Raw genomic sequence first — 24,831 nt, forward strand, 5'->3', positions numbered from 1 at the left:
TCCGCATGCGTCGCACCCGGCCGATACGATCCAAGCCTGAGGATCCGGCCCGGTGCGGCGGTCGATCACACATCTCGATCAGCGGAGTGAGCGCATGCTCGAAGGCCGGTGGACCACCGTCACCGAGTCCGAGTTCGACCATGAGCGCCGTGGCCTGGAGGCCATCCGCGAGCGACTGCCCGACGCCGAGCCCTGGCGGGCCTGGTCCAACTTCACCTTCACCGCCCAGACCGGCCACGTACGCGAGGTCGACCTGCTGATCGTCGGCCCCGGCGGCGCCTACATGATCGAGCTGAAGGACTGGCACGGCAGCCTCACCACCGAGAACGGCACCTGGGTGCAGACCACCCCCAACGGCCGCCGCGTCTCCCACGGCAACCCCCTGCACCTGGTCAACAAGAAGGCCAAGGAGCTGGCCGGCCTGCTGGCGCGCAACGGCAAGCGGGTGTGGATCACCGAGGCCGTCTGCTTCACCGACGACACGCTGCGGTTGCGCCTGCCGTCGCACGACGAGAACGGCGTCCACACGGTCGACGAGCTCCTGACGATGCTGCGGCAGCCGCCGCGGGACGAGCGCTGGCGGATCACCCCGGCCGACTCCCGCGCGGTCAAGGGCGCGCTGGAGCAGGTCGGCATCCGCCGCAGCGACGCCGAATACAAGGTCGGCCCCTATCTGCTGGAGCGTAAGTCCTTCGACACCGGCCCCACCTGGGCCGACTACCTGGCAAACCACAGCGAGCTGCCGGAGCCCGCCAGGGTTCGCGTCTACCTGCGCGAGCGCGGCGCGGACGCGTCGATCCGCAGGTCGGTGGAGAACGCCGCCCGGCGCGAGGCGGCGGTCCTGCGCCGCTTCCGCCACCCCGGCGTCGTGCAGCTCAAGCAGTACGACCCGTCCGGGCACTCGGCCGGTCCCGCGCTGATCTTCGACTACCACCCGCACACCCTGCGCCTGGACGAATACCTGGTCCAGCACGGCGACAGGCTCGACATCCTCGGCCGGATCGCGCTGGTCCGGCAGCTCGCCGAGACGATGCGCTCCGCGCACTCCAGCCGGATCCATCACCGCTCGCTCTCGGCCCGGTCGGTGCACGTGATCCCGCGCAACCGGGGCCGCGAAGGTCAGGCCATCGGAGAGGAGGCGGCCTGGCTGTCCCCGTACCTGCAGATCTCGGACTGGCAGATAGCCACGCATCGCACGCCGCAGGGTGTGACCAGGCACGCCCCGACCGCCCTGTCGGCGATCCATCTGGCGGACGACGCCGACGCCTACCTCGCTCCGGAGCTGACCGCGGTCAGCCCCGACCCGATCGCCCTGGACGTCTACGGGCTCGGCGTGCTGACCTATCTCCTGGTGACGGGCGAGGCCCCGGCCTCCAGTCAGGCGGAGCTGCTGGCCAGGTTCGAGGCGGGGGAGGGGCTGCGGCCGAGCGCGATCGTGGACGGCCTGTCGACCTTCATCGACGAGCTGGTGCAGGCGGCCACCGCCTACAAACCCGAGCAGCGGCTCGCCACGGTCGACGAGTTCCTGGACATGCTCGAATGCGTCGAGGAGTTGCTGACGGCCCCCGAGCCCGCGGCCCAGGAGAAGGACCCGCTGGAGGCCGTCACGGACGACGTGCTGGCCGGCCGCTGGGAGGTGCGCCGCCGCCTGGGCACCGGCTCGACGAGCCGCGCGTTCCTCGTACGGGATCTGCAGGCAGGGGCGCGAGGACGCGGCGCACGGCCGCTTCTCGTGCTGAAGATCGCCCTGTCCGACGGTCGCGGCGAGATCCTGGTCCGTGAGGCCGAGGTGATGAGCCGGTTGCACGCGGACTCGCGGGTCATCCGCCTGGTGGAGCCGGAGCCGCTGGTCATCGGCGGTCGCACCGCGCTGGCTCTGGAGTATGTCGGCGACGAGCGGGAGGACGAGGATCCGGGCGAGTCCGGCAGCAGGCCGCGCCGCCGCGAGGAGACCGTGGCGCGGCAGTTGCGCGAGAGTGGCCGGCTGCAGATCGACCAGCTTGAGGCGTACGGCGACTACCTGTTCGGCGCGGTCGACTTCTTGGAGGGCGAGGGCGTCTGGCACCGCGACATCAAGCCGGACAACATCGCCATCCGGGTGCGCCCCAACCGCACCCGCCAGCTCGTGCTGATCGACTTCTCCCTGGCCGGCTACCCGGTGCAGGAGACCGACGCGGGCACCGACGGCTATCTCGACCCGTTCATCGGGACGCTGACCCGTTCGGTGTACGACGCGCACGCCGAGCGTTACGCGGTGGCCGCGACGCTGCACGAGATGGCCTCGGGCGAGCTGCCCCGCTGGGGCGACGGCAAGGTCTCGCCCCGGCAGAGCGACGAGGCGTATCCGGCGGTGGCGGCCGACGCGTTCGATCCGGCGGTCCGTGACGGGCTCGTGGCGTTCTTCCGCAAGGCCATGCACCGCGACGCCGGGCAGCGTTTCGGCGAGCTCAAGAAGATGCAGGACGCCTGGAAGAAGATCTTCCTGGACCTGGCCGAGACCACCCCTTCCGCGGGCCGCGCCGGCCGTCATCCCGTCCCCGAGCAGGCCCCGGCCATCGCCGACGCCGAGCCGGAGTCGGTCGAGCTGCAGCGTGACCGGCTCGCCGCCGAGGCCGGCCCCGAGACGCACCTGTCCGCCGCCGGGCTCACCCCGGCCGCCGAGTCGTTCCTGTACGGCCTGGGCCTCACGACCGTCGGCACCCTGCTGGACTACAGCCAGCGCAACCTCGTCAACGCCCCCGGCCTGGGCGCCAAGACCCGCAGCGAGATCCAGCGCCGGCTCAGCGACTGGGGCCGGCGCCTGCGCGAGACGGCCGTCTCCCCGTTCAGCCCGGAGGGCCGCCGTGAGGCCAAGGAGGAGCTCAGCGCCGCCGAGTCCGTCCTGGTCGGCGATCTCGCCGACGCCGAAGGCGCCGAGCTGCTGCCCCAGCGCGCCCTGCGCTCGGTCAGCCTGGACACCCTGGCCACGCTCTTCGTCCCGCCGCTGAAGAAGGACGGCGCCAACCGTAACGAGGTCGAAGCCGTACGACTGCTGCTGCGTCTGCCCGACGAGCACGGCGAGCTGCCGGGGCAGACGGTGTGGCCCAACCAGAAGGCCGTCGCCGAGACGCTGGGGCTCAGCCGCCAGCGCATCCCCCAGATCGTGAAGAGCCAGCGCACCCGGTGGAAGAAGTCCCCCGCAGTCCAAGCGCTGCGCGAGGAGATCCTGGAGCTGCTGGCCGGGCTCGGCCGCGTCGCCTCCGTCGCCGAGATCGCCGACGCCCTGACCGTACGGCGGGGCACCCGCCTGCACCGGCGTGACCAGCGGCGGGCGCTCGCGCTGGCCGCCGTGCGGGCGGTGGTCGAGGTGGAGCAGCTCGTCCCCGAGGAGGGCCGCTTCCGCCACACCGCCAACCGTGAGGCGGCCGACTCCGTGCTCGGCGCCGGGCTGCTCGCCCTGGAGGTGTGCGAGGACGACCCGCCCAGCACGCCGTCCGCGCCCGGCCTGCTCGACTACGCGCACCGGCTGGGCAGGGTCGCCGACCGCCTCGCCAGGCTCGACACGCTGCCCACCGCGAGCACCGTGCTGGCCGAGCTGCGCGCCATCACCCCGCCGCAGGGGGTGCTCGACTGGGACGAGCGCCGCACGGTGCAGCTCGCCGTCGCCGCCTCCAAGAACGCCGCCGCGACTCCGCGCCTGGAGATCTACCCGCGCGACCTGCTGCTGGTACGCGCACTCCGGCTCACCCAGGCGGGCCTGGTACGGCTGATCCCGGGCGTGCCCGAGGCCCGGCAGCCGGGGCTGACCGTGGACGAGGTTCATGAGCGGGTACGGGCCCGCTTCCCGGAGCTGACGGACGGCGGGCTGCCCAGCGGGCCGCCGTTGACCAAGGCGCTGCGGGAGGCCGGATTCGACCTCAACCTGTCCACCCGGGAGGGCACCGGCACGCAGCGCTACCTGCCGGCCCGCCTGGACCTGGCCTCCAGCTACCTGACCGCCTACGCCGGGCGGCACGCCACCCACGCCAGTGCGATCACCCGTTACGTCGACGACCCGCAGCTCGCGGGGGCCGTCCGGGCGGAGGAGCGGCTGACCGCCGCGGCCCGGCGGGACGGGTTCCGGGCGTTGACCGTACACGCGGGGCGGACTCGGGAGGCGGTGGCCGAGCTCACCGGGGGGCGGTTCGGCGCGCGGCAGGTGTCGGTGACCCGGCTGTTCCTGGAGGCGATGCACGAGCTGGTGCCGCCGGGCACGAAACCGACGTGGGACACGATCCTGCGGGCGGACGTGGCCGAGCCGGGCAGCCGGGCGGCGCTGAAGTTCGCCGAGTACGCCCGCACGTCGTGGGGGCGGATCGAGCCGGAGGTCCGCGCGCTGCTGGAGTCCGGGGCGGGGCCGGTGCTGCTGACCGAGGCGGCGGTGTTCGCCCGGTACGACGCGATGGGCGTGCTGGACCGGCTCGCGGCGGCGGCCCGGCTGGGCGGGCGGGGGCTGTGGCTGCTCTGCCCGCAGGGCGACCCGGCGCGCGAGCCCCGGCTGGGCACGGTCGCCGTGCCCTACCAGGCGGGGCTGGGGGAATGGATCGAGCTGCCGGACTCGTGGGTGACCAACACCCATCGGGCCGGCCTGACGTTGGAGGCCAGATGATCGACCGTAAAGCGGTGCTGAACGACCTGAAGCAGCAGGTCAAGGCGGTCGAGGCCGATCTGGGCAGGCAGGTGAAGGCGCTGCCCGAGGTGGGGGCGCGGCTGCGGGCGGAGTACGACCAGGCGCGCAAGCTGGAGCGGACCGCCGCCACCTGGGGGTCGTGGCTGGATGAGCGGGTCACGCAGGTCGCGGCGGCGTGGGTGCTGGGGACGGTGTTCGTACGGTTCTGCGAGGACAACCGGCTGATCGAGGAGCCGTACCTGACGGCGCCTGAGGCCGATCGGCGGGATCTGGCGCAGGCGCGGTACGAGGCTTATGTCGAGAACGACGAGGATCCGACGTATCGGGGGTGGCTTCGGAAGGCGTTCGCGGAGTTGGGGGAGGGGCAGGCCGGGAAGCTGCTGTTCGATCCGGTGCACAATCCGCTGTTCCAGATTCCGCTCAGTCATGACGGGGCCGGGGAGCTGGTGGAGTTCTGGCGGCGGCGGGACGAGGCGGGGGAGCTCGTTCATGATTTCGCGGATCCGCTGAACGAGGACGGGACCGAGGGGTGGGACACCCGGTTCCTGGGGGATCTGTATCAGGATCTGTCGGAGGCGGCGCGGAAGACGTATGCGTTGTTGCAGACGCCGGACTTCGTGGAGAAGTTCATCCTCGACCGGACGATGGATCCGGCGGTGCGGGAGTTCGGGTATCGAGAGCTGAAGATGATCGACCCTACGTGTGGGTCGGGGCACTTCGTGCTGGGGGCGTTCCAGCGGCTCGTGCGGCTCTGGGGGGAGCGGCCGTTGGGGTTGGGGCGGCATGAGCAGGTACGGGCGGCGTTGGATTCGGTGCACGGGGTGGATCTGAATCCGTTCGCGGTGGCCATCGCGCGGTTCCGGCTGCTGGTGGCGGCTATGGCGGCGGCCGGGGTGCGGACCATGAAGGAGGCGGCCAAGTATGAGTGGCCTATTCATCTGGCAGTGGGGGACTCGCTGATCAAGGTTAGGCAGTTGACCTTGGGTGACGAGGTGCCAGGGGATCCGCTGGCTGACTTCGCTTATGCGACGGAGGACGTAGACGAGCATCCGCGCATTCTGGAGTCGGGGCGGTATCACGTGGTAGTGGGGAATCCGCCGTATGTGACGGTCAAGGACAAAAAGCTGAACGAGCTTTATCGGGACTTGTACGACGCCTGTAGTGGGACGTATGCATTGTCGGTTCCTTTCGCTCAGCGGTTCTTCGAACTGGCTGTTCATGGCGATGCGGACGGGCGTGGCTACGGCACGGTCGGACAGATCACGGCAAACTCTTTTATGAAACGAGAGTTCGGCACTAAGCTGATCGGGGAGTTCTTCGCACACAAGGTCGAGTTGACCGAGGTAATTGACACTTCGGGGGCTTATATTCCTGGACACGGCACGCCGACGGTTATTCTTATCGGCACACGGCGTTCGGGGAATCTTCGTTCACAGACCGTGCGAACGGTTCGTAGCGTCCAGGGCGAGCCTTCCGTTCCTGATCGGGGAGGGGATGGTCTGGTTTGGAATGCTATAGTTGATCAGATTGATGATCCAGATTCAGTTAGCCAATGGGTATCCGTAGGAGATCTTGAGCGAAAGCGCTATTTCGGCAAGCAGCCCTGGATTCTGGCGGATGGTGGCCTGGAAATGGTCGAGCAGATCAACCTAGCAAGTGCGCGGCGCATGAAGGATACGATCGAGCCACCTATTGGTCGTGCAATCCGAGCCGGAGCGGATGAGGCTTATGTCCGGCCGCTGCGCAGTAGCTACCGCACGATCGCGGGCTCCGCAGGGTTGCGCCCGCTGATGATTGGTGAAGCTGTTCGTGACTGGTGTGCTACCCCTGAAGAGGCGATCTGGTTTCCCTATGCCAAGGAGTTGAGCACAAGCGACCTTGAGGCGGATCTCTGGCCATTGCGTCGCGTGCTGCAAGTGCGGCGCACCTTCCAGGGGGACATGGCCGATGCAGGTCTCAAGTGGTGGGATTACATGCAGTACACCGCCTCCGCCTATCGAACACCGATGTCAATCACGTTTGCGGAAGTGGCGACGCACAATCACTTCGTGCTGGATCGTGGCGGCAAGGTATTCAAGCAGACGGCGCCGGTAATTAAGTTGCGGGAGGAAGCAAGTGAGGAGGATCACCTGCACCTGCTCGGGCTGCTAAATAGTTCCACGGCTGCCCTGTGGCTGAAGTTGAACTGCCATGACAAGGGAATTCGTGGAGAAGGGGGTGGTTTCACCAGCGGCGAGTGGGAGCGCTTTTATCAGTTCAATGGTTCCAACATTGAGCGTTACCCGCTTCCTGCCGAATGTCCCACTGTGCTGAGCGGAACCTTGGAGAAGCTGGCCCAGCAGTTCGCTACTACGGCTCCATCCTTGGTGGTCACCATTCAGACTCCAACGGCAGGAGACCTCCGCGATTTCAGGGATCAATGGAAATTTTTGCGCGCCCAAATGATTGCGCTCCAGGAAGAGCTGGACTGGCAGATCTACTCGCTCTACAGCCTCTTCCCTGAAGACCTGCGCGCGCCTGAGGCTGATTTGCCAGAGTTGGCGCTTGGGGAGCGGGCCTTCGAGATCGTGCTCGCGCGCCGGGCCGCCAACGGTGAGGCGTCCGACGAGTGGTTCCGGCGGCATGGATCGACGCCGATCAGGGAGATCCCAGCTCACTGGCCGGATTCGTACAAGCAGGTCGTTCAGAAGCGCATCGACGCCATCGAATCTTCCCGTGCCATTGGCATGGTGGAGCGTCCCGAGTACAAGCGGCGCTGGACGACCGAGGGTTGGGACGTGCTTCAGGAGAAGGCGCTGCGGTCCTGGCTGCTGGATCGGATCGAGGCGCGCGAGCTCTGGTATGACGAGAACGGCCAGCCCGCCATCCTCACCCTTGGCAGGCTCGTTGACGCGCTCTCCCGTGACGAGGACTTCGTCTCTGTGGTCGCCATCTACGCCCCTCGCCGGGAGTTGTCGGCCGTCGTCTCCGATCTAGTGGCCGAGGAGCATGTCCCATTCCTCGCTGCGTTGCGGTACAAGCCGACCGGCCTGAAGAAGCGGGCCGATTGGGAAGAGGTATGGGACCTCCAGCGCAAGGAGGACGCCGCGCCGGACGAGCCCGCCAAGCGGAAGATCCGGGACTCGATTCCCGTGCCGCCGAAGTACGGGCAGGCCGACTTCCAGCGGACGTCGTACTGGAGGGCGCGCGGCAAGCTCGACGTGCCCAAGGAGCGTTTCATCTCCTACGGCCAGGTGAACACGCAGACCCCCGACCTGTACGGCTGGGCCGGTTGGGATCATCGGGAGCAGGCGCAGGCGCTGGCCACGTACTTCACCAACCAGGCGCTGACCAGCGAGGAGATCACCCCGCTCCTCGCCGGCCTGCTCGAACTCCAGCCGTGGCTCTACCAGTGGCACCACGACTTTGACCCGATGTACAGCGGTTCGCCAGCGGACTTCTTCGCGGGTTACCGCCAGCAAATCCAGGGCGAGCACGGTCTTACGGACGACACCCTGCGGGAGTGGCGTCCGACTGCGGCTGCGCGCGGTGGACGTACCAAAAAGAGCAGTTGAGCTCTGACGCGAGGCTCAGGATCCGGCGTCGCTGCGGCGCACGACGGATCCTCTGCCGGGCTTGGTGATGATCATCCCGCGCTCGCGGAGGATTGCGAACGCCTTGCGGATGGTGTCACGACCGACGCCGAAGTAGCCCTGGAGCTGCACTTCGGACAGGACGGTACGCGGCGGGTAGGCACCTTTCTGGATGCGCTCCGCGACCCATTCCGCTATCTGCTCGTATCGGTAGAACTCGGGGTTCCAGTCCTCGGCCGACCAAGGCGTGTCAGGCAACATCACAGGCGGACTCTAAACCGTCATCGACTTACAGACATAGACGGAACAGTACATGTCGTTGGGAGACTAGCCCTAGACAGGTGCGCATAGCCTTGAGTAAAGTCGTGCCACGTCAACGACGGTCTGAGGCCCGAAGAGAGGGGATCGCCTGATGGATCTGTACAGCAGGCCGCTCGGCGAGGTGTCGTTCAGCAGGGTGTGCGGCGGGAGTCAGCAGGAGGGCGTGGAGAGCTGCGTCCTGATCGCTCCGATCCCGGGCCTGGAGGATGCCTTCGCGCTGCGTGATGCGAAAAACCCGGACGCCGGGACGCTCCGGTTCACCGGTGACGAGCTTCGCGCCGCCGGGCTGGCCACCATCTAGGCATCACCCGAAGGCGACGGCCCCTGCCTGATCGAACCAAGCGGGGCCCGCCCCTGTCCGGAAAATCTACGGGAGCGGCTGAGTATGCATTGGCACGCGTACCAATGGGTCGGTGCGGGAGCTGTCCGGGGCAACGAGGCCGTGCGGCGGCCGTTGTCGCCTGACTTTCCGACGTCGGTGCTGTCCCCGATGCGGATCGGCGACTGGCCGGCCGGGCCGGGGCCGCAGGTGGCGGTGACCTTTGGGGAGGTGTGGCTGGCGGTGGTCTGGCTGGCCGGTGCGTACAGCAAGATCCGCGAGGAGTTGCCGCTGCCGGAGGTCCTGCTTGAGGAGCGACTGGAGGCCGCCCTCGACCTGCTGCCTCGCGGCGTGGACGTGCGCTGGGGCGAGTGGCTGCGTGGCGGTCGTTTCGTCACCATCGGCGTGTTCTGCTGCCCGAACCGGCATGTCCCCCATCCGTGCCCGATGCGCCGCCCCTGCCCGTAGCGTGCGGCGGCCGTACTGACTCTGACCGCACGATCGGCCTTTGGAGGTCGGCATGGCCATGCAGGAATTCCACGGCACGCATCTGAAACCCTTGCGATGGGGGCACGTCGTGATCGACTGGTCGGAGTCGGTGCCCAGATGCGGTTCCGTCAGGATTCGGGCCCACACCTGTGACTGCGCGCTGGCATCGTATGAATTGTGCTCGGCAGGCGGCCTGGTCCACATCCGCCGGACGGTGAGATCGCTCGACGGCAACGACGTCAGCGAAAGCCCCTGGCTCCGGCCCGCCGAGGCGGCTCGGCTCTGGGAAAGCCTTCTTGACGGCTTCGCCGGGTGACCACGCAGCCAAGCTCCAGCGAAACGGCCTGCGGCTCGTCTTGGCGTCACCGGGTCAGCCTGCAGGCGGCACGGTCTTCTGGTCGCGGATCTCTGTCCGGTGCATAATGATTGAACGTTTCCCGGTGATCGTTGATCACGCTGTGTAGTTTCTGGCACTCCGCGTCTTCTGGCCTCGAACATAGGCGAAGCCCCGCAGCCGCTGCGCCTCCGCTTGGAAGTCCGCGCCGACATCCACGAGGCCTTCCTCGAACTGGCCTGCGCGCTCGTCTGCTGGCGACGCCTCACTTCATTGCGTCAGGCGCTCTTGGGACCAGATTGATCAGGTACAGAGGCTGAGGCTACTCGAAGTCGTTGGCCGGCACGACATACGTCGTGTGGGTGGCTTCCAGCCAGTCCCGGTCGAGTTGGTGGCCGACAACACGGCCGATGGCGGTCAGCGCGGAGGTGAAGCTCTCGTCGAGGTAGATCGGGGGTTCGCCGGGCAGGTCGTCGTCGATGTTGAAACGGAGGCCGTGAAGGTAGGGGTCGAGCGCGTCCGGAGCGCTTCCGGAGCGTTCATCGGTGTCGAGGACATCGAGAACGGTGATCAGCTCACCGTCCTTCGCATACTTGAGCAACGTTTGGCTGTCACAATCCCACTCAATGGCCAGAACCCGAGCACCGTGACGCGACAACGCAAGCAGAGTATCGTCCATTGTCAAACGGTAGTCGCCGATCATCAGTGTCCATTCGCCGATCGGTCCCACCAGCAGACCGCCCGGCTCATCGCCGCTACCGTCGGAGCCGGAACCCCACCCGGCGAAGCTGTCGGGTGTGCCGGTGGCCGGATCGCCATTCAGCACGACGATTGCTTCCTCGACAGGGATGGCTTCCACCCATACGGCGTAGAACTGCTGCATCGAGACGTCGCTGGGGTCGTATGAGCGGAGCAGTTGATACAGAGCGTCTTCCGGCATGAGATCAGCCTCCTGATCGATCGGTCACGAGGAACCCACCCGGCCCGCTCGGGCCGGGTGGGGTAACTGGGTCAGGGCGAAGGAGTGCCCTTAACGCTCACCCAGAATCGGTCGCCGGTAGGCCGCTTTATGCCTTCCGGGATAAGAACCCGGTATCGAGCATAGAACACTGAGAGATACCAGCCGTCACTCTTGTTGTTACTTGCGGGAACGCCCTGAACAGAGAAATTGCCGTCCCCCCATCCAGGACCCTCCTTGACTGAATTGAAGGGGAATTCGTCGCAGTCTCCGACCACCTTTGCGGTCCGACATGCCTTACGGCGTTCCGATACCTGGACCTGCTTCCATGTGCGATTCTTGGGGTCGCCGGGACGTAGCTCGTTCTCGTTGATCCTGGTCAGTGCAGCTCGAGTGCCGGGTGTCTTCCCGTTCCAGTTCCCTGGGATCACTTTCTGTCCCGGCGCCTTCTGGGGATTGGTGGCGTCGGGGGTGTTGAACGCGGCCCAGATGTGTGCGGCGACCGGTCCTCGTTTGACGTGATCCACGTCCGTCTGGTAGATGCGGCTCACATCAGGGAAGATGCAGGCACCCGTATACCGGACCCGCTTCTCCTCCGGCCAGTTCCCGGGAGAGCCTGGGCCCAGGGTCTCGTCGTCGCAGCGAACGGTCGGCGGAGTCCAGATGCCGTTCTGCCGGTCGTTCTTGAGTTTGTCCCAAAGCGGGAAGCTCGACGGCCCGACATTGGTGACAAGGTCCTTGATCTTCGCCGAGGGGAATACCGTACACCTGCGTATGTCCTTGCCAGGACTCTGCGACTTGAAGCGGTAGTACCGTATCGTGTTGTTCCAGTCCCTGATGCGGGCTTCCCTGTCGCCGTTCACCGTCTTCTGACACGTCGACGTGCTCGAGTCTGGCTTGGACGTCACCGACAGCTCGAGACGCGCATTACCGATGCCGGTCAACTCGTCGTAATCGACCTGATCGAACGCGACCCACATCGAGAATTCCTGAGGGGTCAGCGGACCGGTCACGCCATCACTTCCCGGTTTGCGAATTCCGGCTCCGTCACGCGTGCCCAGATAGGTGTTCATGACGGTGGTCGAACGCATCATGAGGTCCATGCCGTCTTGGCCGTCCGGCAACTTCAGCCTGACCTTCTTCTTCATGCCCGTGTCGGGGTCGATGTCGTCGAACCACATACTAATCCCGAACCATCGAACGGAGCAGCCACTGAAAACGGTGGCGTCCGTCCAGATCCCCCAAATGGCCTCCTTGGGAGCCTTCGTCCGGCAGGTGTCGAGGGTGAAGTGCCGATACTCGACCTCGTACGGATTGGGCTCGTCCAGAGCGGCGAGTCCGCTCACCGCGGCTCTCGGGACGGACGTCGGCGCGGCCGGACCCGTGGCGAGGGCACCGACCTCGCTTGCGCTGAGCGCCCGCTGATACGTGCGTGCCTCGTCCAGATCTCCTCGAATGCTGGTTCCCAGCGTCAGGGCCTGCGGGGCGTGCCATGCTGCGAGGTTCAACGGCTGGGCCTTGACGAGATATCCGTTGAGGTACAGCGAGGCGGTCTTGGCAGTCGCGTCGTACACGCCGACCAGGTGGAACCACTCATTGACCGGTGGCTCGACATCGGACAGCACGCCTTCGACCGTCGCATCCGTGGTGTCGGCGCTGGTGAAGGTGAACACCAGACCATGATCGGCGGTGTTGCCGAGCCGGAAGGGTGCCTGGTGGGTGCCCTTCTGCTCGAGGACGGTGTAGTCGCCGTCCTTGTCGCTCCAACGCAGCCAGGCGGCGGCGGTGAAGCTCTGGTCAGTGCGGATCACCGGTCCGGCCGTACGGGCCAGGGGCTCTTCGCCGGGCTGGGTGACGTCGACGGTGACCTGCTGCCAGTCCGACCATGCCGAGGCGGCCTGGTCGGTGACCGCGCGCAGGCGCCAGCGCACCTTCCACCCGTCGGCCAGCTTGTCCGCCGGGACCGCGATGCTCGCCTGGGTGCCGGAGGCCACGTTATCCACGGCACCGGTCCAGATCTGGCCGGGGCCCTGCCCAGTAGCCGTCGGGTCGTGTTCGATTTCGGCTTCGGCCCGTAAGGCCTGGCCAGTCGGGTGGGTGAGGGTGGCCCGCAGCGTGGGGGTGAGCGTATCGGTCACCGTCACGCCGTCCACCACCTTGGACGGGGTGACGGCCAGGCCGGTGGCGGTGGGCCTGGGCAGGCCGACGGTGAAGGACTGCCAGTCCGACCAGGCGGAGGCGGCGGTGGTCGAGACCGCGCGTGCCCGCCAGCGAACCTTCCAGCCGTCGGCCAGGGTGCCAGCCGGGACGGTGATACTCGCCTGGGTGCCAGCCAGGATGTTGTCGGCGTTGCCGGTCCAGATCTGGCCGCTCCCCTGGCCTTCAGGTGCGGCCGGGTCATGCTCGAGCTCGGCTTCGGCGCGCAGCGCCTGGCCAGCTGGGTCGCTCACCTGGGCCAGCAGCGCCGGAGTCAACGTGGGGGCGACGGTGACGCCGTCCACCTGCACGGACGGGGTGACCTGCAGCGCTCCTACGGCCGGTTCGGAGACCGGGTCTGGCAAATCCACGATCAGAGCCTGCCAGTCCGACCACGGCGAGCCGACCGTGGTGGCGGTATTGACCGCCCGGACCCGCCAGCGCACCTTCCACCCGTCGGACAGCTTCCCATCCGGGACGGCAAGGCTGGCTTCGGAGCCCGAGGCAATGCCGTCCACGGCATCGGTCCAGATCTGGCCGGTGCCCTGCCCCGTCGCGGCCGGGTCGTGCTCGACCTCGAACTCAGCCCGCAGTGGCTGCGCAGCCGGGTCGGTGACCATGGTGCGCAGGGCCGGAGTCAGGCTGGTGGCCACCGTGACGCCGTCGACCACCTGGGAGGGGGTGACCTGAAAGGCGCCGACTGTCGGGTTCGGCACATCGACCGTGGCTGTCTGCCAGCCCGTCCAAGCCGAGGTGGTGGATGCGGCGGCGTTGGCCGCGCGGGCCCGCCAGCGGATCTTCCAGCCGTCGGTCAGCATGCCCGCCGGGACACTCACCGTGGCCTGGCCTCCGGAGGTGACCTCTGATGAGGCGCCGGTCCAGATCTGGCCACTGCCCTGTCCAGTGGCGGCGGGGTCGTGCTCGACCTCGAACTGGCCGGTGAGGTTGCCGCCCGCGGTGTCGGCGACGGTCGCAGCGAGTTGCGGGGTGAGTGAGGTCGTCACCGTGGTGCCGTCCACCGTGTGCGCCGGTGTGATGGCCGGGGCCGAGAGCGCCGGTTGCGATGCCGGTCCACTGGTGGTGACGGTCAATGTCGGCGGCAGGTTGAAGTCGGTTTCTTCGGAGGAGGTGAACACCCGGTAGTTGTTGATGTTCGTCTCGCCGGGCGACTTGAGCACCAGGCCGTGGTTGGCGGCGCCGGCGGCCCAGTCCTGGGCGATGCCGGTGACGTTCCAGTCCATGCTGTCCGGGTAGATGTCACAGTTCTGGTCGACGCCCTTGAAGTTGGTCGAGGCGTCCTCGGTGGTGTGGGCTGGCTTGTTGGCCCAGTACAGGTTCGCGGGGTCCCACGCGCCGGTGAGGCGGGCGACTTGGATGCCGTTGGCGAGTGCGGCGCCGCAGTTGTGGCTGTCGATGGTGTTCATCGACAGTGTGGCGTCGGTCACCGTGGTGCCCTGCAGACCCGTGGTATCGAACCGCAGGTGCACCCGGGCCTTCGTTCCGCCCGTCATGGTGCCGGCGAGCATGACCGGATTGTCCGGGAGCGCGGGCAAGCCGTCCGAGCTGACGTCGATGTCGGCACCGAGGGGCAACGTGACCGCTGCGGCCACCCGCACCGGATAGGTGGTACCGGCGTTCACCAGGAACGCCTGATCTGGCTTGACCACCAGCTCCGTACGACCGCCCTTGGTGACCACATCCGTGCCGGCCTTGCCACGCTTGGCCATCGCAGGGCGGTCCTTGCCGCTGCCGTCCGACACGATCGGACGTGTCCCTGCGGCGACGAGCTTCTTGTCCTTGCCCTTCAGCAGCAGCCGGCCGCCCTTGCCTTCCGACAGGGTCAGCCCTTCGTCTTCGACGCCGATCCTCAGCTCCACCTGCTTGGCGGGCCGCTGTCGCAGCACCACCTCATGCCGGAACCCGGTCGGCAAGGCCGTTACTACCAGATCGGCCCCGACACCCGCGGCGTCGGTGTAGGTGGCGGAACTGCCCTTGACCGTCGGCCTCGGCAGCGGCGTCGGCCAGCGAAGTGCGTAGGACTTGCCGTCGGCGGACATCTTCACGAACGGATCCGTGCCACCGGCGGAGAGCTCCACGACCGCGCTCTCGGCAAGGGCCTTAGGCCGCAGTTTGCCGCCCTGCTCGTCCAGGGTGGTGTCGACCGGCACCCAGCCGCCGCCCTGCCTGGCCCGCACCGGACCGGCCGCGACCTCGGTCTTGAACGTCTTGCCGTCCGGCTGAGCATAGGTGATGCTGGTCGCGGTCGTCTCGTCGGCGACCTCGACCGCCTTGCCCTGCTGGGCGGCGGACCGGGAGGCGGCGATCCGCGCCTGCGACGGCAGGTTGGAGACCGCGTTCCCACTCTTGCCGTCGATCCAGGCTGCGGTGTCGCTGAGGGTGGCCGGATGCCTGCCGAACGAATCAGCAGCAGTCTTCCCCGTACCCTCATCGAAGGACCAGCGCGCACCGCCTTCTGTCTGGAAGGACCATCGGAAGGGGGTCATAGGGTTCGCCGAAGCGTCGGTCGCTTCCGAGACTTCCACAGTGTAAGTGGTGCCGACCTTCAGCGGTTGCGCAGGAGTAAAAGTAAAAACCTTGTCGGCAGAGTCACCGGATACCGTCCCGTCAATGACCGTCCCATCCATGTTCTTCAATGAGAACGCCGACTCCCACACCGGCTCGTCAAACGTGGCCTGGATGGGGGTGCCTACCGGGGCTTGCCGCGATTCGGCGACGGGAACCGTACTCGTCACCGTAGGAGGGATCGTGTCGGCAGGACTGCCATCCTCGACGGTGGTGCCATCCCATGAGTCCTCACCGGACTCACCGGTGAAGGGCTCCAACTCGGCGGGCGAGATCTCCACCGCATGGTTGGGGCGAGCTGCGAGAGCCTGCTCGTCAGCGACGGTCATCGGCGGGAGGTCCGGGATGTCTCCCGGTGTGTCGACTCGCATGGCCACGGCTTCTTCGTACGTGGGCTGCGTCGCCCTTCGGGGCCCCTCGTAGGAGTAGACGATCACCTCCGGAGGTGATGCGGGCACCTCGAAGTCGACGGTGAGGATGGGCGGGTGGAGGGTGCCCAGGCAGTCTTGCCGCGGGGGCGTATTGCAGCCGCCGGCCTCGTTGGTCCGGTAGCGTCGCCAGTTCCTGAGGTCCGACTCGTTGCCGGCGGTGAGTTGGAAGCCGTAGTTTGGGTCGCCATCCGCCCATTTTTGGACGATGTCGTCAACGGAGTGGATGAGGTCCCATGGGTGGTTCATGGAGCTGGTGCAGTTTTCGCTGGCGTAGCCGCCGTATTCGGTGTCTGCTCCGGTGGTGGTGACGCGCGGCTGGGAGCTCCACGTCAGGGTGGAGACGTCCCATCGTTCCGTCACCTGATAGGCGGTGATGCCGGATCCGACGAAATCGCCACAGTCGCTGGAAAAATAGTTCCACAGGGCCAGGTCAGCGTTCTGGACCGTTGCGCCCCGTAGCGGGTGGTCGGCCGGGATCTCGTCGAACCGGAGGTAGCCACGCCAGCGGACGGTTCCGCTGTCGGACTTGCCGACCAGGATCCGGTCCAGCCCGCTGTTGGCGTAGCCGTCGGGGTAATCGGCGTTGTTGACGAAGGTGTCGTTGCCCAGGTCGGGCTCCCACCAATCGTCGTCGAACGCGGTCAGCGTGACCGGGTAGGCGACGGCAGGGTCGGTGAGGTAGGCGGGGTCGGGCGTATAAACCAGCGCCGAACTGCCCTTGTCCAGGGTGACGGTGGCTTTGCCTACCTTGCCCGCGTCGATGTCGCTCTCGGGGTCGGTCGCGACCGAGTCGAGAAGCAGTGCCGGCGGCAGATCGGCGAGCTTCTTACCGTCAGTAAGCAGTGTCGGCTTGCCTGCGGTGTCCTTGCCGAGGGCCATGTTCTTGGGCACCGTCGTAGGGATGCGGAAGGTGACCGGGCCGGTGATCCGCTCACGCAGGACGATCTCCTGCTTGAAGCCCGTCGGGGTGGCGGTGACGACCAGGTCTATGCCGTTGCCGTATACCGAGGGGTAGGTGGCGGTGCTGCCGTTGATCGTGGGTTCGGGGAGTTTGCCGGGGGTGCCGATCGTTGCCGAGCCCTTGGCGCTCTTGCTCTTCACCACGAATGCGTCGTCGCCGGCTGACAGGGTCAGATCGCCCTTGACGACTTTCGGCTTGATGACACCGTCGGTCTCGACCAGCGTTGTGTCGACGGGTGTGAAACCGTCGCCTTTGGCGTTCTTGACCCGGATGGGTTGCAGGTGCTGTTCCATGCGCAGGGTCTTGCCGTCGGGATTGGCGTAGTACGTGGTGGTTTCGGAGTGTAGCGACTCGATCTCGACGCGCCGGTTGTCCTTCTTGGCCTTCGCCAGCGCTTTGCCGGTAGGGGTGGTGGGTGCGCTTGGCGGCGACGTCGTGGCGGTGGGGCCTGGCGTGGGGTCCTGGGCGATCGCGGGCACGCTCATCAGTGAGAGCGGCAGCGTGAGAGCCGCGATCAGGGCAGCGCGGCGGCGCGTCGGGCCGGATAAGCCCGACGCTGTTCGTAATGTGTTCAATTCAGCCTTTCGAACATATGTGCAAAACGGAGTGATCATGACACGTGTTGTGATCTATGTAAAGATCCTTTTCAGTGACGGAAAGGGTGGATTCCGTGAGCGTGGGGCGTGAGGGGGCGTGAACCCTGCAGAGGGTCTGTGGGTGGCAGGTTTCGAAGGAGACGTCCAAGCCGGAAAGGGATGCGGGCTTTAGGCGCTTTCCGGTTGTGGTGCTTGGGCTTGGCAGGAGTGGGAGCCTGGTCTTCTGGGTAAGTGTTCTCCTTCATGCTCGGTAATGAGAGTCGCCCAGATCGTGCGCGCCTGCCGGTGGGGCCCTCTGCCGGTCTCTACAAGCCGACCGGCTTGAAGAAGCGGGCCGACTGGGAGGAGGTCTGGGATCTCCAGCGCAAGGAGGATGCTGCGCCGGACGAGCCTTCCAAGCGGAAGATCCGGGACTCGATTCCCGTGCCGCCGAAGTACGGATAGGCCGACTTTCAACGGACGTCGTACTGGAGGGCTCGTGGCAAGCTCGACGTGCCCAAGGAGCGTTTCATCTCCTACAGCCAGGTGAACACCCAGACCCCCGACCTGTACGGCTGGGCCGGTTGGGACCACCGGGAGCAGGCGCAGGCGCTGGCCACGTACTTCACCAACCAGGCGATGACCAGCGAGGAGATCACCCCGTTCCTCGCCGGCCTGCTCGAACTCCAGCCGTGGCTCTACCAGTGGCACCACGACTTCGGCCCGATGTACAGCGGCTCCCCGGCGGACTTCTTCGCCGGTTACCGGCAGCAGGTCCAGGGGGAGAACGGGCTAACCGACGACACCCTGCGGGAGTGGCGTCCGACCGTGCCCGCTCGCGGTGGCCGTACAAGAAAGAGCTGAGTCTGGGCGCTGATCCGCGATGGAGGCATCCCGCCTTCGCGGGATGTCGCTCGCGGTTCCTGCTGCGGTCAGGACCGTGCTATGGCTTCTTCGGCGTGGGTTCGCGTACGAACGAGCCGCGCCCCGGGATGGTCTCGATCAGCTTGAGATCGTCCCGCAGATATGCAATGGCCTGGCGGATCGTCGGGCGGGAGACCTCCAACTCGCGTTCGAGTTGGACCTCGGAGATGACGTCGTTGTAGCCGATCTCACCTGCCTCGATCCTGCGCTGGATCTCGTCTGCGACCTGGCGCCACTTCGGGATCCGTGGGTTGAAATCCATCACGGCATAACTCTAGATAGACCCTTCACGACAAGCATAGAAGGATCTATATGCTCCTATGATGATCGACCTTTACAGGACCTAATAGGTCTGCCATGATTGGGCAGCGTAGGCCGGCAGCGACCGGTTCACCGGTGGCCACCTTTGCACCGCCGGGCTGTCCACCATCTAGGCATCAAAGGCGACGGTCCCTGCCTGATCGAACCGAGCGGGGTCCGCCACTGTCTGGAAATCTACGGGAGCGGTTGAGCATGCATTGGCACGCGTACCAATGGGTCGGTGCGGGAGTCGGCCGGGGGGACGAGGCCGTGCGGCGGCCGTTGTCGCCTGACTTCGCGACGTCGGTGCTGTCGCCGAGGCGGACCGGCGACTGGCGGGCCGGGTCGGGGTCGCGGGTCGCGGCGACCTTCGAGGAGGTCTGGCTGGCGGTGGTCTGGCTGGCCGGTGCGTACAGCAAGATCCGCGAGGAGTTGCCGCTGCCGGGGGTGCTGCTGGAGGAGCGACTGGAGGCCGCTCTCGACCTGCTGCCTCGAGGGGTGGACGTGCGGTGGGGGGAGTGGCTGCCCGGCGGCCGGTTCGTCACGATCGGCGTGGCGTGCTGCCCGAACCGGTACGTCCCCCATCCCTGCCCGATGCGCGGCCCCTCCCATGAGCGCGCGGCGGCCGTACTGACTCTGACAGCACGATCGACCTGGGAGGTAGGGCCATGATGGACTTCCATGGCAGTCATCTGAAGCCCTTGCGGGAGGGTTTCGTCCCGATCGCTTGGTCCGAACCGGCGCCCAGAGGCGGCTCGGTCCGGGTCCGGGCTCATACCTGCGAGTGCACGACGCCGTCGTACGAGCTGTGCTCGGCGGCCGGCCTGGTCCACATCCGCCGGACCGTGCGGTCGGCCGAGGGCACCTGTGTCAGCGAGAGTCCTTGGCTGCGGGCCGCCGCAGCGCACCGGCTGTGGGAGAGCCTGCTCGACGGCCACGCCCGATGAACCGCGTGAGGTGGGCCGGTGACAGGTGGCGCACTTCACCTCCATTGACGTCAACCCGGCACTCACCCACCGCGCCAACCGGTCTGGCTTCTCACGTTCCAGTACTCGACTTCCATGATCTTCCAGTCAACATGACCACTGAGATCGTCAACGTGGTCGGTGAACCTCGTCATGGCAGGCACTCCTGAGGACGGCTCCCGGATGCAGCGCCGGATGGCTGAACTTCTCGTACACGAGCACGTTCCCTGGGCGAGCATCTCTCACGTCTACACCCATGATGAGAAGATCGCGCTCCAGGTTCGGCGGGAGACGACGGGGAACGCCCACCATCCGCTCGTAGCGGTCCGTGACCATTGGTATTTCTGAGGTCCAGGGACGGAATCGTGACCTGGATCGGCGATGATGGACGGTGAGGGGAGGAGCGATAGTGATCACGGAAACCAGCGGTAACCTGCTGCGAGATCCAGCCCAGGCGCTGGTGAACACCGTCAACACGGTCGGCGTCATGGGGAAGGGGATCGCCCTGCAGTTCAAGTGAGCGTTCCCTGCGGTCTTCGTGGACTACGCCCAGGCCTGTGCCGATGGACGCGTGAAGCCAGGCCGTGTCTTCCCCGTACGGCTTGAGGACGGTGATCGATGGGTGCTCAACTTCCCCACCAAACGTCACTGGCGAGAGAACTCACGGATGGACGACATCCGCACCGGTCTTGACGACCTTGCTCGCCTGCTCGTCGAGTTGGATGTCCACAGCGTGGCGATCCCGCCTCTGGGCTGTGGCAATGGTGGGCTTCAATGGTCAGAGGTCCGGCCGGTCATCTACGACAAGCTGGGTCGGCTTGACCTCGATATCCGGCTCTACCGGCCGGGCACTCCCGATCCTCGGGACATGCTGTCCGCCACGACGTCTCCTCGCCTGACGCCGCAACTGAACGGCTTGATCGCGGGCTTGCTCGATATGTAGCCTTGGCCTTCCAGGCCGGGGTCACCCATGCTCCCCGGTTGTCCCTGATCGAAGCGCACAAGGTCGTCTATCTGCTGCAGAAATCTGGGTTCGAGCTCGGCCACCGCTTCAAGCCGCACCTGTACGGCCCCTTCTCGGCCGACCTCAACCGAACCTTGAGCACTATCGAAGGCCACTACCTGGTGGGTTATGGGGATGGCACCGGGGGCGCTCGGGCAGACCTCGAAGTGGTGCCGGAAGCTGTTCGTGCCGCCGAAGCGGCGATGGGTTCGGATGCCGCGTTCAACCGTGCATGGGACAGGGTCAGCCAGGTGATCATCGGTTACGAGTATCCCGATGGCATGGAACTCCTGGCGACTGTGCACTACCTGGCCACCAAGCCGGGGGCCTCGGCCACCGCCACCGAGCTAGCCGAAGAAGTGGCCATGTGGAGTCCGCGCAAGCGGGATCTGTTCAGCGTCTCCGATGTCGGGGCCGCCCTGGCCCGGTTGAGCCAGGCGGCGCTGGTGACGGCCTAGTTTCGACGGTCAGGACCTGAAGAAGTCGATGACATCGTCCCCGTACGGGTCCCGCGCCGTCCCACCGGCACGCGGAGCCTTGATGGCGGTGGCCTTGACATTCCAGCTGAACCGGGTGGCCACCGCCACTGACTGCATCGGATAACCCTCGCCCGGCCGCCAGATCGCCTGCACGATGACGGGCCTGCCGGACAGGTCGGTCGAGATCCCCCAGTGGAGGGTGATCCGGCTGTACTTGGGGCTCAGCCGCCCGCCGAGCATCTGCTTGAACGGCTTCGACACCTTGAACAGCCGCCCGAGTGTGGTCGTGCCGCGGTAGCCCCAGGTCTTGACGGCCCGGTTGTCGGCGTCGCGGAGGGTCGGGCCCGACTTGCTGCTGGACGCCGAGGCGACCAGGGCTTTGAGCGTGCCGAGGTCGAAGACGTCGATGATCTGGTCACCGTACAGGGCCGCGCCACCGGGCGCGCCACCGAGCCGCACCCACGACTTCCCGCCGTAGGCCGGCCCCGCGCCGTACAGCACGCCACCGACGCCGCGTACCTTGTGGGCCGCCGAGCCGATCCTGGCGAGGTCGGCCGCCTGGCGGTCACCACCCGCGGCGTCCTCCCGCAGGAGCCGCAGGTGGCACTGGCCGAGCGGTATCGACCGCGTCACGTCCGCGGCGACCACCCCGCCCTGGCCCAGCCGCGCCACCCCTGTCAGGTGGGGGTCACCGCCGCCACCCCGGCACGAGCCGCGCGGCATCTCGCGGAACCGGGGATCGTACGGCCAGTCCGCCGCGGTGTGCTGCACGACCTTCACCGACTGGCTCCGGGCCTGCAGTCGCTGCACCGCCGCGACCACATCGACGGCCGCCGCGGCCTGCACAGGAGCCGGCACGGCCGCCAAGCCCACCACACCCGCCATCGTTACTTTCCATCTCATGGGAGGTGATCATGCCATGAGTCCGCCCTTCGACGATCATGGTGCGATGTTGCGCAACCATGTTCACGCGCAGGGCGGAGATCGCGCGCCCTCTCTTGTGAAAGAACGGGAACTCGGCTGAATCGAGAAAAAGCTTGGAGAAAAGGCATAGCGTATCGAAGCGGCGCCTTGACCTCTGGCGTGGCGGGTAGTACGGATCAGGAGGTGCCATATTTGAGGAGTGGTCGTCTGGGAAAGCCGCTGGTTGTAGTGGGGAAGATGAAGAACGAACACCTCAGGGGATCGGGGGGAAATGAGGCTCAAAGCACCGAACGGGCAGGAATTTCGCATCGATCAGGCGCAAGATGGGTTGGCTCAGCACGGAATCATCCTCTTTTCTGGAGCGACCCTAAATGAACTTAAGTCCGCCCTGAACGATTGGACGGTCCCTTATCGGCACCCTCACGACATCAGTCCCGGGGTCACCGTCATAAGGCCGAACCTCACCGGCGAGGCCAACGCCAAAGGATTCACATATGAGGCACTACCGCTCCACACGGACAGGGCGCAGGTGGACAATCAACCGACGATAATCGGTTGCCTGTACACGCAGGAGGCTGCCGATGGAGGCGAGTCGCTTCTCTTGGATGGGGCGGAGATCGCCTGCAGCCTGCTGCGCAGGAACCTTCTCGCGATGGCCGACAACGTCGTCCTCCTGTCCAAGGGAAATCGATGGCGCGCGGTGATAGAGCCCTATGATTCCTACGCTGGCTTCCGCATCAGGTATCGAAATGACAGCATAGCTCGCCCGCATGTCGCCACATGCGACGCTAGGCCTTTACTCGATGCCTTCGAGGCGAAGGTCGCGTCCCCACTTATCTATGCTTTCAAGTCAGGTGAGGGATATCTCATTCACAACCACCGAGTCCTTCATGGGAGGTATGCATTCACTGGCGACAGATCCGCTGTGCGTATTCTTGCCAATGTTGCGGAATCTTCCGGATCGCGCTCTCTCAACCATGGGTTCACCCTACGAGGGTACTCACCTGCGGCGAAAGGGGAAGATTAGCAGGTGTGGATTTCTCGCCACCATGCTGATGTCATCAAGCGACTGCGCTCCTTGCCGGGCCAGACGACTCCCGAATTCCCTGGGGCCATACGCGCTCTGATCGAAGACCTACCCGATCCAGAAAACATACTGAGCCAAGTATTAAGTCGTGATCGCCTCGATAGGCAGGTGCGATTCTGCGCGCTGTACGGCTTGCTTCTTCGCTTACGCAGAGAAGAACGTCACACCGAGTACGAGCATGTTGTCGCACGCTACGGAAAGCAGTTCGACAGAGAGCCGTATTTTGCGACCTTCCGTGCGATAGCCGAGCGTAATCGTGGAGATGTCGAAAGCCTCCGCAAGGCTGTTCGCTTCTCCCGTCAAGCGGCGAACGACATGCCGGACGTCGCAGGAGTCGTACATCAGTTGGCGGTGTTCATGGCAGAATACTTCGAGCGGAAACTGGATCCTGCTTCGAAGACAGAGGTCGCCGAGGCGGAGCGTCATGTGGACAAAGCCATCATCCTGACCGATGGGCACATAGCGCACTACCATGAGACCAAGGCCCGGATTCTCGCCATCCGCCGCGACTTCGATTCCGCACGAGTATCCATAACGAGAGCCATTGAATTGGAGCCCAGGAGTGGACGTGACTACTACAGACGACTAACGCAATATCAGACCACACGGACACGGATTGACCTCATGGAGCAGCAGTCCCGGTGGAATGACATGCAAGAGACGAGTAGGCGCGAGTTGGTGGAGTTCAGAGCTCAACAGTTACAGCTGCTGGGCCTTCTCGCGGCAGTGGTGGCTCTGATCGCCACTGGAGGTAACATTGCCAGCCAGAGCAAGCCATCAGATGCTATCGTGCTCATTGAAGTGATGGCTGGAGCAGTAGTCATAGTGTTCTCTGCGTTTTCACTGATGACAAGCCGATCTTGGGGGCGCATACTGGTCTCCTTCGCAGCGGGGATCGCCTTGGTGGTTGTTCCGCACATATTCGGACGGTGAAACTGTGAGAGTTGTTGATATCACCCAGAGCCCTGGTTCCACCTCCGAGCCGACAGCGGACCGCGTCGGCTTCTCGGGGAATGTCGCCTGGGTCATCGATGGGGCAACGGACTTCACTAACGAGAGAACGCTCCCTGGCATTTCAAACGTCCAATGGCTGGTCAATCTACTCGATAAGACCCTGCTTGAGATCGGCGCCTCCAACGAGGCCGTGGATCCCATCCAGATTTTCGAGAGGATTGGCGAAGTCACCCGCACAGAATTGGCTGCCATCGTGCCGCAGGGCCTGGGGCATCATCCCTGTTGTTCAATCGGGCTCGCTGTTTTCAGTGATCGGATGGTTCAGTTGGGCCGGATAGGTGATGCGACGCTCATCGCCTATCAAGGGGACCAGGTCGTCGGCGACGTCAGCACTGATTTCTTTGAGCGCCGCGAAGCTCAAGCCGTCCACCGATCACAAGAGGAACGGCAAACTGGGCATGAGGTCGTGGACGCCATGTTCGCTCGCCGCCTCGAATATATTCGTGGTCTGCACCGAGAGTCGGTCTTCTCCGGGCATCCAGAGGCGGTCTTCAAGGTCCACACCGAAAAATTCCCGCCGGACAGTGCGGACACTGTGCTGATCTGTACGGATGGATTTGCTCGGTGCATAGTCGATTACAAGATCCTTCGAAGCTGGGCGGATCTTAAAGTTGATGTGCATCGTCATGGGCTCAAGGAAATAGCTTCAAGAATAAGAAAGTTTGAAGCGCAGGACCGGTCGAACTCATCGCCGACGAAGTTCAAACAGTCGGATGATCTTGCGGCGATCGTTCTCGCCAATTAATGG

17 protein-coding genes and 2 pseudogenes are annotated in these 24,831 nt (G+C 65.6%); 14 read left to right on the forward strand and 5 right to left on the reverse strand.

Going from position 1 to position 24,831, the window contains the following annotated elements; translation table 11 throughout:
- The first annotated feature begins 94 nt into the window (after nucleotides 1-94).
- The gene (pglW, locus tag OHA68_RS32935; RefSeq protein WP_327103716.1) at nucleotides 95-4,627 is read left to right on the forward strand and encodes a BREX system serine/threonine kinase PglW; all 4,533 of its coding nucleotides are present in this window, start codon (nucleotides 95-97) and stop codon (nucleotides 4,625-4,627) included.
- Nucleotides 4,624-8,202 carry a BREX-2 system adenine-specific DNA-methyltransferase PglX gene (gene pglX, locus OHA68_RS32940; protein ID WP_327103717.1) on the forward strand — a complete coding sequence of 1,193 codons (3,579 nt, stop codon included), beginning with the start codon at nucleotides 4,624-4,626 and terminating at the stop codon, nucleotides 8,200-8,202. Before pglW ends, pglX begins: the two co-directional genes overlap by 4 nt.
- Before the next feature lie 15 nt (nucleotides 8,203-8,217).
- Here pglX and OHA68_RS32945 read toward each other — a convergent pair whose 3' ends face one another.
- The gene (locus OHA68_RS32945; RefSeq protein ID WP_327109587.1) at nucleotides 8,218-8,481 is read right to left on the reverse strand and encodes a winged helix-turn-helix domain-containing protein; all 264 of its coding nucleotides are present in this window, start codon (nucleotides 8,479-8,481) and stop codon (nucleotides 8,218-8,220) included.
- A 151-nt stretch (nucleotides 8,482-8,632) separates the two neighbouring features.
- On the opposite strand from OHA68_RS32945, the gene OHA68_RS32950 reads away from it, so the two are divergent.
- The 3 genes from OHA68_RS32950 to OHA68_RS32960 all read left to right on the forward strand — a co-directional run bounded on the left by OHA68_RS32950 (nucleotide 8,633) and on the right by OHA68_RS32960 (nucleotide 9,665).
- Entirely contained in the window at nucleotides 8,633-8,842 is a 210-nt protein-coding gene (locus OHA68_RS32950) for a DUF397 domain-containing protein (protein WP_327103718.1), read from the forward strand.
- A gap of 84 nt (nucleotides 8,843-8,926) precedes the next feature.
- Complete coding sequence (locus tag OHA68_RS32955) at nucleotides 8,927-9,328, forward strand: hypothetical protein (RefSeq protein WP_327103719.1); 402 nt, start codon at nucleotides 8,927-8,929, stop codon at nucleotides 9,326-9,328.
- A 52-nt stretch (nucleotides 9,329-9,380) separates the two neighbouring features.
- Complete coding sequence (locus tag OHA68_RS32960; protein ID WP_327103720.1) at nucleotides 9,381-9,665, forward strand: hypothetical protein; 285 nt, start codon at nucleotides 9,381-9,383, stop codon at nucleotides 9,663-9,665.
- Between the two features lie 340 nt (nucleotides 9,666-10,005).
- Here OHA68_RS32960 and OHA68_RS32965 read toward each other — a convergent pair whose 3' ends face one another.
- Together OHA68_RS32965 and OHA68_RS32970 are read right to left on the reverse strand one after the other, a co-directional pair.
- Complete coding sequence (locus OHA68_RS32965; RefSeq protein WP_327103721.1) at nucleotides 10,006-10,623, reverse strand: DUF6461 domain-containing protein; 618 nt, start codon at nucleotides 10,621-10,623, stop codon at nucleotides 10,006-10,008.
- Between the two features lie 71 nt (nucleotides 10,624-10,694).
- Complete coding sequence (locus OHA68_RS32970; protein WP_327103722.1) at nucleotides 10,695-17,426, reverse strand: DNRLRE domain-containing protein; 6,732 nt, start codon at nucleotides 17,424-17,426, stop codon at nucleotides 10,695-10,697.
- 225 nt (nucleotides 17,427-17,651) lie between these two features.
- Here OHA68_RS32970 and OHA68_RS45420 point away from each other — a divergent pair.
- Nucleotides 17,652-18,251 (forward strand): annotated as a pseudogene (locus OHA68_RS45420) (DUF7008 domain-containing protein).
- Nucleotides 18,252-18,330: 79 nt separating this feature from the next.
- Here OHA68_RS45420 and OHA68_RS32980 read toward each other — a convergent pair.
- Nucleotides 18,331-18,573, reverse strand: a complete 243-nt coding sequence (locus tag OHA68_RS32980; RefSeq protein ID WP_327109588.1) for a GntR family transcriptional regulator — start codon at nucleotides 18,571-18,573, stop codon at nucleotides 18,331-18,333.
- Between the two features lie 251 nt (nucleotides 18,574-18,824).
- Here OHA68_RS32980 and OHA68_RS32985 point away from each other — a divergent pair, with 251 nt between their 5' ends.
- The 5 genes and pseudogenes from OHA68_RS32985 (at nucleotide 18,825) to OHA68_RS33000 (ending at nucleotide 21,037) form a co-directional block, all read left to right on the forward strand.
- Nucleotides 18,825-19,283 carry a hypothetical protein gene (locus OHA68_RS32985; RefSeq protein WP_327103724.1) on the forward strand — a complete coding sequence of 153 codons (459 nt, stop codon included), beginning with the start codon at nucleotides 18,825-18,827 and terminating at the stop codon, nucleotides 19,281-19,283.
- A complete protein-coding gene (locus OHA68_RS32990; protein ID WP_327103725.1) occupies nucleotides 19,280-19,558 on the forward strand; it encodes a hypothetical protein in 279 nt (92 codons plus the stop codon). The genes OHA68_RS32985 and OHA68_RS32990 overlap by 4 nt, the downstream gene beginning before the upstream one ends.
- Before the next feature lie 171 nt (nucleotides 19,559-19,729).
- Nucleotides 19,730-19,924, forward strand: a complete 195-nt coding sequence (locus tag OHA68_RS45425) for a DarT ssDNA thymidine ADP-ribosyltransferase family protein (protein WP_407674518.1) — start codon at nucleotides 19,730-19,732, stop codon at nucleotides 19,922-19,924.
- Nucleotides 19,925-20,108: 184 nt separating this feature from the next.
- A pseudogene (locus tag OHA68_RS32995) lies at nucleotides 20,109-20,519 on the forward strand (macro domain-containing protein); the annotation flags it as partial.
- Between the two features lie 38 nt (nucleotides 20,520-20,557).
- Nucleotides 20,558-21,037 (forward strand): hypothetical protein, encoded by a 480-nt coding sequence (locus OHA68_RS33000; RefSeq protein ID WP_327103726.1) that lies wholly within the window; start codon nucleotides 20,558-20,560, stop codon nucleotides 21,035-21,037.
- Nucleotides 21,038-21,046: 9 nt separating this feature from the next.
- Here the strand turns inward: OHA68_RS33000 and OHA68_RS33005 are convergent, their stop codons facing one another.
- Entirely contained in the window at nucleotides 21,047-21,961 is a 915-nt protein-coding gene (locus tag OHA68_RS33005) for a hypothetical protein (protein ID WP_327103727.1), read from the reverse strand.
- 292 nt (nucleotides 21,962-22,253) lie between these two features.
- On the opposite strand from OHA68_RS33005, the gene OHA68_RS33010 reads away from it, so the two are divergent.
- Genes OHA68_RS33010 through OHA68_RS33020 form a run of 3 tightly spaced genes read left to right on the forward strand, consistent with a single transcriptional unit; the run spans nucleotide 22,254 to nucleotide 24,828 of the window.
- Nucleotides 22,254-23,009: a TauD/TfdA family dioxygenase gene (locus tag OHA68_RS33010; protein ID WP_327103728.1), complete on the forward strand. Its 756-nt coding sequence runs from the start codon at nucleotides 22,254-22,256 to the stop codon at nucleotides 23,007-23,009.
- A gap of 3 nt (nucleotides 23,010-23,012) precedes the next feature.
- Nucleotides 23,013-24,002: a tetratricopeptide repeat protein gene (locus tag OHA68_RS33015; RefSeq protein ID WP_327103729.1), complete on the forward strand. Its 990-nt coding sequence runs from the start codon at nucleotides 23,013-23,015 to the stop codon at nucleotides 24,000-24,002.
- Between the two features lie 4 nt (nucleotides 24,003-24,006).
- Complete coding sequence (locus tag OHA68_RS33020) at nucleotides 24,007-24,828, forward strand: hypothetical protein (protein WP_327103730.1); 822 nt, start codon at nucleotides 24,007-24,009, stop codon at nucleotides 24,826-24,828.
- Nucleotides 24,829-24,831 lie beyond the last annotated feature (3 nt).

Source organism: Nonomuraea glycinis (assembly GCF_035920485.1).
Lineage (GTDB): Bacteria > Actinomycetota > Actinomycetes > Streptosporangiales > Streptosporangiaceae > Nonomuraea > Nonomuraea glycinis.